The following is a 13,191-nucleotide window of genomic DNA, read 5'->3' on the forward strand; positions in this document are numbered from 1 at the left end:
CTAATTCGGCCTTGAGGACCGCTCAATCGGTGTAGCGTGAGGCGCCACGCCCCGAGACCGACGGAAGGAGGCGAGTGCCGTGCAGTCCACAACCATCCAGCGCTCCCTCTCTGTTGCCCCGGCGTGCTTCGCCTGATCGGGAGCGCTTCACACAGCACGCATCCCGGAGGACACACCCATGACCGACATGGTCATCCGCGCGCTCGACGAGCGTGACACCCACCTCTTCGACGCCCTGCCCGACCCGCTCGGCGCACGCGAAGGACACCGGCTCACCCGGCACCGCCCCGACTGGAAGCGGATCGCCCTGCGCGACGGCCAAGTCGTGGCTCGCGGCGCCTGGTGGGGCGGCCCCGACGACACCGAACCCGTCAACGTCAACTGGTTCGACGTGGCCGAGGGCGAGGAGGAGGCCGGCGCCGAACTCCTGCGCACCGCTCCCTGGCAGGTCGAACTCGAACTGAACCTGCCCGGCGGCTGGCGCGAGGACCCCGCCCTGCGCGCCGCCGCCGAAACCCGCTTCACCGCCGCCCGCAAGGCCGGCTACGAGCTCCTGGTGGAACGCTTCCTGTACCGCTGGACACCGGAGCGCGGTCTGCCCGAACGGCCCGGCCGTCTGGTCTTCGGCCCCGAACCGGACGACGAGGTCTTCCTCGACGCCCTGCGCCGCATCCACTCCGTCACCCTGGACGCGCACGCCCTGCGGGCCATCGAGGAGGGCGGAGTCGAGCAGGCGGCCCGGGAGGAACTCGACTTCTTCCACTGGTGCCCGTCGCCGAGGGAGTGGTGGCAGGTCGCCCACACCCCGCAGGGAGACCCGGTCGGCATCCACATCCCGGTGCACAACCCGTCGGGCCCCTGCATCGGCTTCATCGGGGTCCTCCCGGAGCAGCGAGGACGGGGCTACGCCTACGACCTGTTGGCGGAGTGCACCCACTTGCTGGTCGAGCAGGGCGCGGAGTCCGTCTCGGCCGCCACGGACCAGGGCAACTTCCCGATGGCCGCCAACTTCACCAAGGCGGGCTTCCCCGTGGTGCGGGAGCGCATCAACTTCCAGGCTCCGCGCAGCGTCTGAGGTGATCGAGGCCTCCCGGCACCGGCAGGCGGCTTCGGCCGGGTGTCAGTGCCGGGTGGCATGCTGATCGTCGGGTGGATCGGCGGCGGGCGACGGAGGCGCGGTGGGGTTCGACGGTGAGGTCTGGCGGGTGCGCAGCGGCGGCGAGGCGGTCGGGGAGATCCTCATCGACGACGTCGACTTTCCCTGGCTCGGGGGCCGGTTCACGGCCGGTCCGGCCTACGGCGCGGTCCAGGAGCTGTTCGGCCGCGAACTCGCCCTGGCCGAACGGGACGACGAGGACCACTGGAAGGAATGGGAGACGGTCCACGACGAGATCCGGGGCCGTGTGTCGCTGTCCTCACCGGACGGCCCCGTGCCCGAGTTCCTGCTGCACATCGAGGGCGACCGGGCATGGTTCCGGTGGAGCGACGAGCCGTTCGCCGACGAGGAGTGAGCGCAGGCACCTTGCGGCTGTGGGTCAACCGGCGTCCAGCATGCCTTCGGCCGCCGCGAGGATCTCGGTGACCCGCAGTCCGAAAACGGCGTCGCAGGGGTGCGGGCGGCCCGTGCGGGCGGCGTCGAGCAGGGCGTCCGCGGCCCGGGAGAAGGCGGTGAGGACCTCCTCGGAGCTCTCCGGAAGGAGCGTCACCCCCGTCTCGCCCCTCAGCTCCACGGTGACTCCCGCCGCCGCGGACGGGGCCGTGAGGCTCAGCGTCAGCGTGCTCGACGCGCCGCCCGCGTGGTCGAGGACCAGGTGCACGGTGTCGCGCGGCCCGTGCGCGGCCGCCGCCACTCGCCGCACGTCGCCGAGTACCGGCAGCAGTACGGACAGTGCATGCGGGCCCACGTCCCACAGGGCGCCCTTCTCCTGCCGCCACGGCGAGTCGGCGAAGGGGCTGTCATCGGTGAACACCGAGCCCAGCCACTCGGCGCGCCCGGTGAACCAGCCCTGTGCGCCCGCCTGTTCGGCGATCCACGTCTCGGTCTCGGACTGGAAGCGCGCGGTGAAGAAGACGACCGAGGCGACACCGGCCGCCTCGACGGCCTCGACGACGGCCCGCCCGTCCTCCACGGTCGCGGCAAGGGGCTTGTCCAGCAGCAGATGGCACCCCGCCCGCGCCGCCCGCACCGCGAGCGGCGCCTGCACGGCCGGGGGCAGGGCCACGGCCACCGCGTCCACGTCGGCGAACAGCGCGTCGACATCGTCGTAGGCACGCGTGCCGTACAGGTCGGCCAACTCCTTGGCCGCCTCCGGACGACGGCCCCACACCCCGGCGAAGTCCAGTCCTTCGTGTCCGCCGAGGGCGGGGGCGTGGGCCATCCGGGCCCAGGGACCGGTGCCGAGCAGTCCGATGCGCATGCCGTCGCCTCTCCATGCCGTACGACCTGTTCACGACCGTGCCGGAGGTCCGACCGGTCGGGGTGAGCGTGTCACACGGGCCCGTCGGACGCACAAGCCCCCCAAGCCCCTTGCCCCGCCGGTGGGATGCGGCGGGTCACGACACCGGTGACATATCGTCCGTCGCTGTGCCGCTACGCGGCACAGGTTTCGGGCGGGAATCCATGGAGCAGTTCCTGTGCCCCCCCCCGCGCGGCAACTGCCCGCACGGCCCCTGACGGCGCCGACGGCATTGTGTCGGTGCACAGGACCCAGCCGGGAACGCTGGGCACCGGCACAAGCCGTCCATCCGTTCGGACCTGCGGCTTCGCCTCTCATTACGGCTGAGTGCCGTCGCGAGGGAGTGCGGCCCCGAGCCGGTCGCGCGCCTCGCGCGGCCGGCGCCGTGTGCGTCGGAGTCGAGCAGGGCCGCGGCGAGTAGGAGGGATGCGTGGGTGTCACCGACCGCGCAGTGCCCGCGGAGCTGCGGGCGAACGGGACCGCCTCCTGCCCGACCGGGACGGACGCCCTGTCCCGCCTGACACCGCAGCAGCGCGCATCGCACGCCACGTGGCCGAGGGTGCCACCAACCGGGAGGTGGCGCAGCGCCTCGCGGTGAGCACCCGCACGGTCGACTACCACCTGCGCAACGTCTTCGCCGTCCTCGGCCTGCGCTCCCGGGTCGAACTGGCGCGCATGGTCGAACAGACGGAACCGACCGGTGCACGACCCTAGGGACCGACCGGACGGTATGCCATCCTTCGGGGCAGGACGCCTCGGGTGGCAGGCGCCGCGAGAAGGGCCGTGGACCGGCGAGTGGTCCGCCGCGGGCGCGCTGCCGCGCCGCCGAACGTGGGGGAGGACCGTGATGCACCACGCCGTACGGCCACGACCAGCGCACCGCCCCGGACCGGTGCCCGCCCCGCAGCCGCGCACCCGGCGCGTGCGGTCGTTGATCGACGCCGACGCGCTGCACGTCCTTCATCGCGCCGCCCGCGTGCTGCTGGACGACCTGCCTGAGCTGACCGACCGGCTGCTGGCCGTCCTGCAGGAGCAGGAACCGGCCTACCGGGCCGCGGTGGAGAGCGACCCCGTCGGAACCTGGCAGGAGGTGCAGCGGTCGCTGCGGCACAGCGTGACCTCGCTGCTGGACCCCCGCAGCGCCCGGGACGCGGCCCGCCGCTGCTCGTGGAAGATCGGCGCCACCCGCGCCGAACAGGGGCTGCCGCTGGACGCCCTGCTGCACGCGTTCCGCCTCGGCGGGTCGCTGGTGTGGCAGGGGCTGGTCGAGGAGACCTCCAGGACCGCTCCCGAGGACGTACGCCTCCTCGTCCACGTGGCGTCCGACGTCTGGAACTTCGTCGACGAGCACTGCACCCTCGTCGCGGACGCCTACCGGCAGGTCGAGCGGCAGCTGACCTGGCGCCGCGAGAACCGGGTACGGCTGCTGGCCACCGCCCTGCTCGAGGGCACCAGCCGGATCGCCGACCTGCCCGAGACCGCCCAGGTGCTGGACCTGCCCGAACACGGGCGGTACGCCGTCGTCGCGGTCGCCGGCGAGGACCCCGCCGGATGTGCCGCCGCCCGGGCCGCGGCGGTGCCCGACGGCCTGCGCGTCCACTGGCACACCGGCGTGGAGGTGGACTACGGAATCGTCCTGGTCGGCACCACCGAACCGCCGGAGCCGGCGCCCCGGCCGGACGGCCCCGGCGCGGGGATCAGGATCGGCGTCGGCGGCGTCGTCGAGGGGCTGGCCGGCATCGGCGACGCCCGCAGGCAGGCCGACACCGCGCTCCGCATCTGTCCCGCGGGCGGCGGCGCGGTCCGGCTGACCGACCACCTCCCCGCCGCCCTCGTCGTCTCCAGCCCGGAACTCGGCAGGGCGCTGGCCGACCGGGTGCTCGGCCCGCTGCTGCGCCTGGAGCCGGGGGACCGGGACGTGCTCCTGGAGACCCTGGCCACCTGGCTGGCCTGCGACGGCTCCGCGCAGCGGGCCGGCGAGCGGCTCTACTGCCACCGCAACACCGTGCTGAACCGACTGCGTCGCTGCGAGCACCTGACCGGACGCTCGCTTGCCCGCCCGACGGACGTGGTGGAGATCAGCCTGGCCCTCACCGCGCGCAGGCTGCTGCGCGACTGAGGACACCCGCCGTCCCCGTACCTCCTGGGCATCCGCACAGGCTCACCGGGCGGGCACTGGGACGGCGCCCCGACCGGGCTCCAGGACCTGTACCGGCGGCCGACGCGCGTGCTGTCGTGAGCTCCCCTTACCCCGCAGCCCGTGCCGCCCGGCACGGATCCGAGGAGCCGCGATGCCCGCAAGCCCACCGGACGAGGAACGCGCCGCCCTGCACGTCGAGGATCTCGACGTCGCCTACGGCCGGGCCCTGTCCGCACTCCGCTCCGTGTCACTGACCGTCCCGCACGGCGGCGTCGTCACCCTGCTCGGTGCCAACGGCGCCGGCAAGACGACCCTGCTGCGCGCGGTGTCGGGCACCCTGCGGCTGCATCGCGGGGCGATCACGGGCGGCCGGATCCGCTACGGCGACACCGCCCTCGACGGCCGGGACCCCGTCGCCGCAGTCCGCGCCGGAGTCGTCCAGGTGCCCGAGGGCCGACGCGTGTTCGCCGGGCTCACCGTCGACGAGAACCTGCGCAGCGGCGGCCTCGGCCTCGGCCGGCGCAGCCCGGCACTGGTGCGCGAGGGCCGGGAGAGGGTGTTTACGCTCTTTCCCCGGCTCGCCGAACGCCCCCACCAGGCCGCCGGTCTGCTGTCCGGGGGAGAACAGCAGATGCTCGCCATCGGCCGCGCCCTGATGGCGGCCCCCCGACTGCTCCTGCTCGACGAACCCTCGCTGGGCCTCGCTCCCCGGATGGTGGCCCGGATCGCCGAGGTCGTCCGCGAGATCAACGCCCAGGGCACGGCCGTCCTGCTGGTCGAACAGAACGCCGGCATGGCGCTCTCGCTCGCCGACCACGCGTACGTCCTGGAGGTGGGGGAGATCCGGCTGTCCGGACCCGCCGACGAACTCGCCCGCACCGACGCGGTGCGGCGCCTCTACCTCGGCGAGGAGACCGGCACCGACCACCCGTCCGACGCCGGCCAGGGGGTCGCGTGAGCACCTCCGCACCACGTCCGCAGGCCACCGAACCCCCCGAACTGCGGGTGCAGGAGGTCACCGTGCGCTTCGCCGGGCTCACCGCGCTCGACGACGTGTCCTTCACCGTCTCCCCGGGGTCGGTGCACGCGCTCATCGGACCCAACGGCGCCGGCAAGTCCACCTGCTTCAACGTCCTGTCCGGCCTGTGCCGGCCCGCCTCCGGCACCGTCCGGCTCGGCGACGCGGAACTGACCCGGCTCGCCCCGCACCGGATCGCCGCCCTGGGCGTGGCCCGCACGTTCCAGAACATCGTCACCACGGAGGGAACCGTCGCCGACAACCTCATGCTCGGCCGCCACGTGCACTCCCGCGCCGGCTTCGCGGCCAGCGCCCTGCGCCTGCCGCGGGCCGTGCGCGAACAGCGCGAGCACCTCGCCAAGGCCCGCGAGATCGCCGAACTCACCGGCCTGGAACGGCACTTCGACACACCGGTCGCACTGCTGTCGTACGGCGACCGCAAGCGGGTGGAGTTCGCCCGCGCCCTGTGCCTGGAACCGAGCGTGCTGCTGCTCGACGAACCCGTGGCCGGCATGAACGCCGCCGAACGCGCCCGCACCGCCGAGACCGTCCGGGACGTCCGCGCCGAACTCGGCCTGTCCGTCGTCCTCGTGGAGCACGACATGGGCCTGGTCATGCGCCTCGCCGACGAGGTCACCGTCCTCGACTTCGGCCGCCGCATCGCCCACGGAACACCCGACGAGGTCCGCGGCGACCCCGAGGTGCTGCGCGCCTACCTCGGCACCGAGACCCCGCAGGAGGACGTGGCATGACCGGCCTCCTCGACAACCTCCTCAGCGGCCTCGCCCTCGGCTCGGTCTACGCGCTCGTGGCCCTCGGCTTCGTCGTCATCTTCAAGGCGTCGGGCGTGCTGAACTTCGCCCACGGCTCCCTGCTCCTGCTCGGCGGCTACCTGATCGCCGTCCTGCACGACGACCTCGGCTTCGCCGGCGCCCTGGCCCTGGCCGTGGTGGTGACGGCGGCCGTGGCCGGAGCGCTCGACCGCTTCCTGCTGCAGCGCGGCGAGCCGGATCCGCACGCCGCCCACGTGCAGACCATCGTGACCATCGGCCTCGACATCGTCCTGGTCACCGACCTGTCCCGGCGCATCGGCGGCGACCTGCTGTCCCTGGGCGACCCCTGGGGCGACTCGGTGCACGACCTCGGGCCGGTGACCGTCGCCGACAGCAGGCTGGCCGCGATCGTCGTGTCCGCCGTGGTCATCGGCGCGGTCTTCGCCCTCTTCCGGTACACCGCCTGGGGGCTGTCCCTGCGGGCGGCGGCCGAGGACCTGGAGGCGGCCTCCCTCATGGGCGTACGGCTGGTGCGGGTGCGCACCCTCGCCTGGTGCCTGGCGGGCGCCCTGGCCGCCCTGGCCGCCGTCTTCCTCGTCGCCTTCCCGGCGCCCGGGCTGGAACGCACCACCGGCCAGATCGCCCTCAAGGCCTTCCCGGCCGCGATCCTCGGCGGGATGACCTCACCCGGCGGTGCCCTCGCCGGCAGTGTGCTGATCGGTCTGACCGAGGCCTTCGTCGTGGGATACCAGACCGAACTGCACGTCCTCGGCGAGGGGTTCGGCGACGTCGCCCCGTACGCCGTGATGGTGCTGGTGCTCCTCGTACGGCCCACCGGACTGTTCGGCGCGAGGGGAGCGGCACGTGTCTGAGCCCACGGCCCGCACCCGGGCGCTGCACTGGGGACGGCGAGTCCTTCCCCTACTCCTCCTGTGCGTCCTGCCCTTCTACCTGGACGCCTTCTGGCTGCGCATCGGCCTGTTCTCCCTGGCGGCCGCCATCGGCGCCGTCGGCCTCGGCCTGCTGACCGGCACCGCGGGACAGCTCTCCCTCGGCCACGCCTTCTTCCTCGCCGTGGGGGCGTACGGATACGTCTGGCTGGCCGGCGAGCCCGGACCGGGACTGCCGCCCGTGCTGGCCCTCGTCCTGGCGGTGCTCCTCGCCGGAGCGGCGGGCGGACTGTTCAGTCCCGTCGCCGGCCGGGTGCGCGGCATCTACCTGGGCGTCGCCACGCTCGCGCTCGTCTTCCTCGGCCACCACGTCCTGCTCACTGCGGACTCCGTCACCGGCGGATTCAACGGCCGCTCGGTCCCCCCGCTGCCGGGCTTCACCGACAGTGATCCCCAACTGGTGCTGCTGGGTGTGCCGTTCGGGGCCGCGGAACGGCTGTGGTACCTGGGCCTGGCACTGTTCGCCCTCACCTGGTTCACGGCATGCGGCCTGCTGCGCGGACGCCCCGGCCGTGCCCTGACGGCGCTGCGCGACAGCGAGACCGCGGCCTCGGTGATGGGCGTGCACGTGGCCCGGTACCGCTCGACGGCCTTCGTCGTGTCCTCGATGTACGCGGGCCTGGCCGGGGTGCTGCTGGCCCTCGCCTTCCGCCGGGTCGTGCCCGACTACTTCGCCCTCGCGCTCTCGGTCGACTACCTCGCGATGATCGTCATCGGCGGTCTCGGCTCCGTGGCCGGAGCCACCGCGGGAGCCGTCTTCGTCACCGCGTTGCCGCTGCTCATGACCCGCTACGCCGACCAGCTGCCGCTGGTCGCCGCACCGGGGGCGGCGGACGGCGTGGTCGGCCCGACCGAGGCGGCCCGCTATCTCTACGGCGCGGCGATCGTCCTGGTCCTGCTGTACACACCCGACGGACTGCGCGGCCTGACCCGGCGCCTGCGCACCCGACGCCGCCTCGAACGTCCACCGGCCACCGCGACTTCGTCCCGGGAACCCACCCCAGCCGTACGACCCAAGGAGCACACCCCGTGAACGTCAAGCACCACAGGAACCGCCTCACCGGGATCGCCACCGCCGCAGCCGTGGCCCTGCTCATGGCGGGCTGCAGCACCAAGGCCGGCGACCAGAGCACCGGCGACGGCGCCGACGGCGTGAAGACGGGCCCCGGCGTCACCGACAGCACCCTCAGGCTGGGCGCGCTGACCGACCTGACCGGCCCCTACGCCACCCTCGGCAAGAGCATCGTGCAGGCCCAGAAGATGTGGGCCGACGAGACCAACGCCAAGGACGGCATCTGCGGCCGGAAGGTCGAGATCGTCGTCAAGGACCACGGCTACGACGTGCAGAAGGCCGTCGCCGCGTACGCCGACATCGCGGCGGACGTGGTGGCGCTGCCGCAGGTCATCGGGTCGCCCGTGGTGGCCGCGCTCCTCGACGACATCGAGCGCGACCAGCTGCTGACCTTCCCGCAGGCCTGGGCGGCCTCCCTGCTCGGCAAGGACTCCGTGCAGGTCCTGGGCACCACGTACGACGTCGACATGATCGCCGCCGTCGACTTCCTCACCCGCACCAAGAAACTGGGCAAGGGCGACACGATCGGCCATGTGTACTTCGAGGGCGACTACGGGACCAACGCGCTCGAAGGCTCCCGCTGGGCCGCGGGGCGCGCGGGGATGAAGGTCGTCGACCAGAAGATCAAGGCGACCGACACGGACCTGTCCGCGCAGGTGTCCGCGCTGCGCAAGGCGGGCGTAAAGGCGGTGCTGATCAGTGCGGGGCCGGCCCAGACGGCCTCCCTGACCGGGGTGGCGGCCTCCCGAGGGCTGCGCGTGCCGATCGTCAGCAGCGCCCCGGGCTTCGCACCCCAGCTCATGAAGACGCCCGCGGCGGCCGCGCTGGAAGGCATGCTGCACGTCGTGAGTGCGGCCCCGGCCGTCAGCTCCGACCTGCCCGCGGTACGCAGCATGGTCGCCGCCTACCAGAAGAAGTACCCCGGCTCCCCGGTCGACTCCGGCGTGCTGTCCGGGTACAACGCCGCCCAACTCCTGGGCGCCGACCTGAAGAAGGCCTGTGAGGGGGGCAGCCTGGCCCGGGAGGACGTGGTCAAGGCGCACCGTGCACAGAAGAACGCCGACACCGGCCTCGGCTCACCGCAGGACTTCTCGGACGTGGCCCGGCCCGCGAGCCTGGCCACCTACGTGCTGCGGCCCGACCCGAAGGCGGTCGGCGGGCTGGTGGGCGTGGAGGACGCGCACCGCGCCCCGGGAGTCGAGGAGTACCTGAAGTCGAGCGGCTCCTGACCCTGCGACAGCTGCGGAACCCCGCGTAGCTCCTGACCTACCGACAGCTACCGCACCCCGCGTAGCTCCTGACCGAGAACGGATTCAGCGCCCCGGCTGCTGAATCCGTTCTCGTTCTCCTATTGGACCTTCGGGGCTCGGTCCGGCGACGCTGGAGGGCGTCCGGCGCCGCCGCGCACCCCGGTCCACAGGCGCGTCGGACGGCTCAGTACCGCGCGACAGCCGAAAGAGGTCACGAACCCATGGACACTCGCCGCATCGGTGACGTCGACGTCAGCGCCATCGGCCTGGGCGCCATGCCCATGTCGATCGAGGGACGCCCGGACGAGGCCCGTTCCCTCGCCACGATCCACGCCGCCCTCGACGCCGGCATCACCCTGATCGACACCGCGGACGCCTACCACCTGCACGCCGACGACGTCGGACACAACGAGACCCTGATCGCCAAGGCCCTCGCCTCCCACGACCGGGGCAGGGACGTCCTGGTCGCCACGAAGGGCGGCCATCTGCGCCCCGGGGACGGGAGTTGGACGCTGGACGGCAGCCCCCGGCACCTCAAGGACGCCTGCGAGGCCTCCCTGCGCCGGCTCGGCGTGGAGGCCATCGGGCTCTACCAGTTCCACCGCCCCGACCCGAGGGTGCCGTACGCGGAGTCCGTCGGCGCGATCCGGGACCTCCTCGACGAGGGGAAGATCCGCATGGCGGGGATCTCCAACGCCGACCCCGCACAGATCGGGCTGGCCAACGAGATCCTCGGCGGCCGGCTGGTCGCCGTGCAGAACCAGTTCTCCCCGGCCTTCCGCTCCAGCGAGCCGGAACTGCGTCTGTGCGACGAACTCGGCATCGCCTTCCTGCCCTGGAGCCCGCTCGGCGGCATCTCCCGCGCGGGTGAGCTGGGCTCCGCCCACGCCGCCTTCGCCACGATCGCCGAGGCGCGCGGGGTGAGCCCGCAGCGGGTGTGCCTGGCCTGGATGCTCGCCAAGTCGCCGGTCGTCGTACCGATCCCGGGCGCGAGCCGCCCCGAGACGATCCGCGACTCGGCGGCCGCCGTGGACCTCGTCCTCACCACGGACGAACTCGCGGAACTCGACGCCGCCTGAGACCGGGTGCGGGCGCGGACTGGCATCCGCGAACGTCCGGTCTCTAGGATGGACTCCCTGCCCTGCCAGGCCAGTTGGCGTGGCACGAAGCTGGGGGAACGATGGAGACCGGTAACAAGCTGTCCACGTCGATCGACGCGACGGTACCCACGGCCGCGCGCATGTACGACCACTACCTGGGTGGCAAGGACAACTACGCGGCCGACCGGGCGGCGTGCGAGGAACTCGACAAGGTCGTGCCCAGCACGCGCCGGCTGGCCGTGAACAACAGGCGTTTCCTCCAGCGCGTGGTCAAGACGCTGGCGGCGGAGCACGGCATCCGGCAGTACCTGGACCACGGCTCAGGCCTGCCCACCCAGGACAACGTCCACCAGGTCGCCCAGCGCATCGACCCGGACACACACGTGGTCTACGTCGACAACGACCCCATGGTGCTGGTCCACGGCCGCGCCCTGCTGGAGCAGGACGAGCGCACCGCCGTCATCCACGCCGACATGCGGGAGACGGACGCGATCTTCGCGCACGCCGAGACGCAGCGGCTGATCGACTTCGACCAGCCGGTCGCCGTGCTCTTCAACTCGGTGATGCACTGCATCCCCGACAGCGAGACGGACGGTCCCCTGGCCGTGGCCCGCCGCGTGGCCGAACGGCTGGTGCCCGGCAGCTACATGGTGATGTGCCAGCTGGTCAGCGAGGACCCCGAGGTCCGTAAGTTCGTCACCGACTTCATGGACCAGGCGACCCAGGGCCACTGGGGCCGGGTGCGTGAGGAGAAGGACGTCGCCGAGTGGTTCGAGGGCCTGGACATCCTCGACCCCGGCCTGGTCGAGGTCTCCACCTGGCGCCCGGACTCCGAGGTCGCACCCCGTCAGCTCACCCACGAGTGGATCGAGTTCGGCGGCGTGGGCCGCATTCGCTGATCCCGGCAGACCGCGAAGACGCCCCTCACGAGACATCCCCGTGAGGGGCGTTGCCATGCGGTGCCCGGTCTCAGACGCCGTAGCGTCGCTCCATCGTCTCGCGCAGCAGCTCCAGCGAGGCCCGCGGTTCGAGCGCCTCGTCGGCCAGCCGGTCCAGCGCCAGCCGGTACTCCTCGGTCTCGTCCTGGTCCTCGAGGAAGTTGGCGCTCTTGATGTGCTCGAGGTAGACGACGTCGGGCAGATCCAGGCCGCCGAAGCGGAGATAGGTGATCGGGATGGACGGCGCCGAGGCGTTCGTGACGTCCAACGGCACGATCTGCACGGTCACATTGGGGCGCTGGGCCATCTCGACGAGGTGCTCCAGCTGCGCCCGCATCACGTCCTTGCTGCCCATGACCCGAAGCAGAGCCGACTCGTCGATGATCGCCCACAGCTGCGGGGCGTCCGCGCGCAGCAGCAACTCCGCCCGCCGGGTCCGCAGTTCCACGCGCCGCCTGACCTCGGCGGAGGCCGCGGCGGGCAGACCGCGCTCGACCACCGCCCGCGTGTAGTCCGGGGTCTGCAACAGGCCGGGAACGTACTGGATCTCGAACGTACGGATCGCGGCCGCCGCCTCCTGGAGGCCGACCAGCCGGTCGAACCACTCGGGCATCAACCGCTTGTCGTAACGCTGCCACCAGCCGGGCTCACCGGCACGCTGCAGCAACTTGAGCAACACCGAGGCCTCGTACTCCTCGGTGCCGTACAACTCCAGCAGTGCGCGGACGTCGCCCTCGGCCGGAGGCCGGCGGCCCTTGCCCGACTCGATGCGGGACAGCTTCGCGGCGCTGAACCCAAGGGCCCGCGCCGCCTGCTCCTGAGCGAGCCCGGCGTCCTCGCGGAAACCGGCCAACTGCACGCCGACCAGCATCTTCAGCAGGGTCGGAGCCGGCTCGGACCGGTCCAGATACGGCTGCAGTCGGGAGATGCGCTGCGAATCGGCGGACATCCAGACTCCCAGTGAACCGGCATAGAGACGACTTACATTATCGCACTCCATCGTCTCGCAGCGCATCCGTCCGTACACGCAAGGGAGTTGGACCCTCTCCGCCCCGGACCTCACAGCAGATGGTCGAACTCACCCTCCTTGGCACCCGCGACGAACGCCGCCACCTCGGCCGGTGTGTAGACAAGCGCCGGTCCGTCGGGAAAACGGGAGTTGCGCACCGCGATGCCCCCGTCGACCAGAGTGGCCACTTCGACACAGTTGCCTTCGGCATTGCTGTGACGGCTCTTGATCCAGCGGGCGTCCAACGAGCTGGCCCGCACTCCGTTCTGCACTGGTGGCACCGCATTCTCCTTGCTGTTCACGTTCCTTGCGCCGGGCGCTGTGCCCGGCTGCCCGGGTGGGCCGGGCCGGATGTCACCGGCCCCTCCCGCCCCACCCGACTTTCGTGCAATTTCTCGTGCAATTGCACGCGGGCGCTTTCAGTGTGGATAATAGCTGTGGCGTCAACCCCCGGGGAGACGCCCCGTCTTGACGTCGCATCAGGG

Annotated in this window: 13 protein-coding genes and 1 pseudogene; 11 read left to right on the plus strand and 3 right to left on the minus strand. The window is 72.2% G+C overall.

Annotated elements, in window-relative coordinates; genetic code table 11:
• The first annotated feature begins 178 nt into the window (after positions 1 to 178).
• Together QFZ76_RS44880 and QFZ76_RS44885 are read left to right on the plus strand one after the other, a co-directional pair.
• On the plus strand, positions 179 to 1,075 hold the full coding sequence (locus tag QFZ76_RS44880) for a GNAT family N-acetyltransferase (RefSeq protein ID WP_307679096.1): 897 nt from the start codon (positions 179 to 181) through the stop codon (positions 1,073 to 1,075).
• A 103-nt stretch (positions 1,076 to 1,178) separates the two neighbouring features.
• Positions 1,179 to 1,511, plus strand: a complete 333-nt coding sequence (locus QFZ76_RS44885) for a hypothetical protein (RefSeq protein WP_307679097.1) — start codon at positions 1,179 to 1,181, stop codon at positions 1,509 to 1,511.
• Positions 1,512 to 1,535: 24 nt separating this feature from the next.
• On the opposite strand, the gene QFZ76_RS44890 is transcribed toward QFZ76_RS44885, so the two are convergent.
• Complete coding sequence (locus tag QFZ76_RS44890; RefSeq protein ID WP_307679098.1) at positions 1,536 to 2,417, minus strand: Gfo/Idh/MocA family protein; 882 nt, start codon at positions 2,415 to 2,417, stop codon at positions 1,536 to 1,538.
• Positions 2,418 to 2,916: 499 nt separating this feature from the next.
• Here QFZ76_RS44890 and QFZ76_RS44895 point away from each other — a divergent pair.
• From QFZ76_RS44895 to QFZ76_RS44935, 9 genes and pseudogenes are all read left to right on the plus strand, one after another.
• Positions 2,917 to 3,170: pseudogene (locus tag QFZ76_RS44895) on the plus strand (response regulator transcription factor); the annotation flags it as partial.
• A 133-nt stretch (positions 3,171 to 3,303) separates the two neighbouring features.
• Entirely contained in the window at positions 3,304 to 4,575 is a 1,272-nt protein-coding gene (locus tag QFZ76_RS44900; protein WP_307679099.1) for a CdaR family transcriptional regulator, read from the plus strand.
• Positions 4,576 to 4,747: 172 nt separating this feature from the next.
• Positions 4,748 to 5,554 carry an ABC transporter ATP-binding protein gene (locus QFZ76_RS44905; RefSeq protein ID WP_307679100.1) on the plus strand — a complete coding sequence of 269 codons (807 nt, stop codon included), beginning with the start codon at positions 4,748 to 4,750 and terminating at the stop codon, positions 5,552 to 5,554.
• Positions 5,551 to 6,366 carry an ABC transporter ATP-binding protein gene (locus QFZ76_RS44910; protein WP_307679101.1) on the plus strand — a complete coding sequence of 272 codons (816 nt, stop codon included), beginning with the start codon at positions 5,551 to 5,553 and terminating at the stop codon, positions 6,364 to 6,366. The genes QFZ76_RS44905 and QFZ76_RS44910 overlap by 4 nt, the downstream gene beginning before the upstream one ends.
• A complete protein-coding gene (locus QFZ76_RS44915) occupies positions 6,363 to 7,259 on the plus strand; it encodes a branched-chain amino acid ABC transporter permease (RefSeq protein WP_307679102.1) in 897 nt (298 codons plus the stop codon). The genes QFZ76_RS44910 and QFZ76_RS44915 overlap by 4 nt, the downstream gene beginning before the upstream one ends.
• Positions 7,252 to 8,370 (plus strand): branched-chain amino acid ABC transporter permease, encoded by a 1,119-nt coding sequence (locus QFZ76_RS44920; RefSeq protein WP_307679103.1) that lies wholly within the window; start codon positions 7,252 to 7,254, stop codon positions 8,368 to 8,370. The genes QFZ76_RS44915 and QFZ76_RS44920 overlap by 8 nt, the downstream gene beginning before the upstream one ends.
• Positions 8,367 to 9,638 carry an ABC transporter substrate-binding protein gene (locus QFZ76_RS44925; RefSeq protein WP_307679104.1) on the plus strand — a complete coding sequence of 424 codons (1,272 nt, stop codon included), beginning with the start codon at positions 8,367 to 8,369 and terminating at the stop codon, positions 9,636 to 9,638. Before QFZ76_RS44920 ends, QFZ76_RS44925 begins: the two co-directional genes overlap by 4 nt.
• 242 nt (positions 9,639 to 9,880) lie before the next feature.
• Positions 9,881 to 10,738, plus strand: a complete 858-nt coding sequence (locus tag QFZ76_RS44930) for an aldo/keto reductase (RefSeq protein WP_307679105.1) — start codon at positions 9,881 to 9,883, stop codon at positions 10,736 to 10,738.
• Positions 10,739 to 10,839: 101 nt separating this feature from the next.
• The gene (locus QFZ76_RS44935; protein WP_307679106.1) at positions 10,840 to 11,658 is read left to right on the plus strand and encodes an SAM-dependent methyltransferase; all 819 of its coding nucleotides are present in this window, start codon (positions 10,840 to 10,842) and stop codon (positions 11,656 to 11,658) included.
• 70 nt (positions 11,659 to 11,728) lie between these two features.
• Here the strand turns inward: QFZ76_RS44935 and QFZ76_RS44940 are convergent, their stop codons facing one another.
• Together QFZ76_RS44940 and QFZ76_RS44945 are read right to left on the minus strand one after the other, a co-directional pair.
• A complete protein-coding gene (locus QFZ76_RS44940) occupies positions 11,729 to 12,646 on the minus strand; it encodes a helix-turn-helix transcriptional regulator (RefSeq protein ID WP_307679107.1) in 918 nt (305 codons plus the stop codon).
• A gap of 110 nt (positions 12,647 to 12,756) precedes the next feature.
• Positions 12,757 to 12,987: a DUF397 domain-containing protein gene (locus QFZ76_RS44945; RefSeq protein ID WP_307680312.1), complete on the minus strand. Its 231-nt coding sequence runs from the start codon at positions 12,985 to 12,987 to the stop codon at positions 12,757 to 12,759.
• Positions 12,988 to 13,191: the final 204 nt, after the last annotated feature.

It is taken from the genome of Streptomyces sp. V4I2 (assembly GCF_030817655.1).
GTDB lineage: Bacteria > Actinomycetota > Actinomycetes > Streptomycetales > Streptomycetaceae > Streptomyces > Streptomyces plumbiresistens.

What these genes read in the sequence shown, in the direction of transcription:
- QFZ76_RS44880 (WP_307679096.1), top strand. Translation starts at nt 179, where the DNA reads ATGACCGACATGGTCATCCGCGCGCTCGACGAGCGTGACACCCACCTC.
- QFZ76_RS44890 (WP_307679098.1), bottom strand. Translation starts at nt 2,417, where the DNA reads ATGCGCATCGGACTGCTCGGCACCGGTCCCTGGGCCCGGATGGCCCAC.
- QFZ76_RS44900 (WP_307679099.1), top strand. Translation starts at nt 3,304, where the DNA reads ATGCACCACGCCGTACGGCCACGACCAGCGCACCGCCCCGGACCGGTG.
- QFZ76_RS44905 (WP_307679100.1), top strand. Translation starts at nt 4,748, where the DNA reads ATGCCCGCAAGCCCACCGGACGAGGAACGCGCCGCCCTGCACGTCGAG.
- QFZ76_RS44915 (WP_307679102.1), top strand. Translation starts at nt 6,363, where the DNA reads ATGACCGGCCTCCTCGACAACCTCCTCAGCGGCCTCGCCCTCGGCTCG.
- QFZ76_RS44930 (WP_307679105.1), top strand. Translation starts at nt 9,881, where the DNA reads ATGGACACTCGCCGCATCGGTGACGTCGACGTCAGCGCCATCGGCCTG.
- QFZ76_RS44935 (WP_307679106.1), top strand. Translation starts at nt 10,840, where the DNA reads ATGGAGACCGGTAACAAGCTGTCCACGTCGATCGACGCGACGGTACCC.
- QFZ76_RS44940 (WP_307679107.1), bottom strand. Translation starts at nt 12,646, where the DNA reads ATGTCCGCCGATTCGCAGCGCATCTCCCGACTGCAGCCGTATCTGGAC.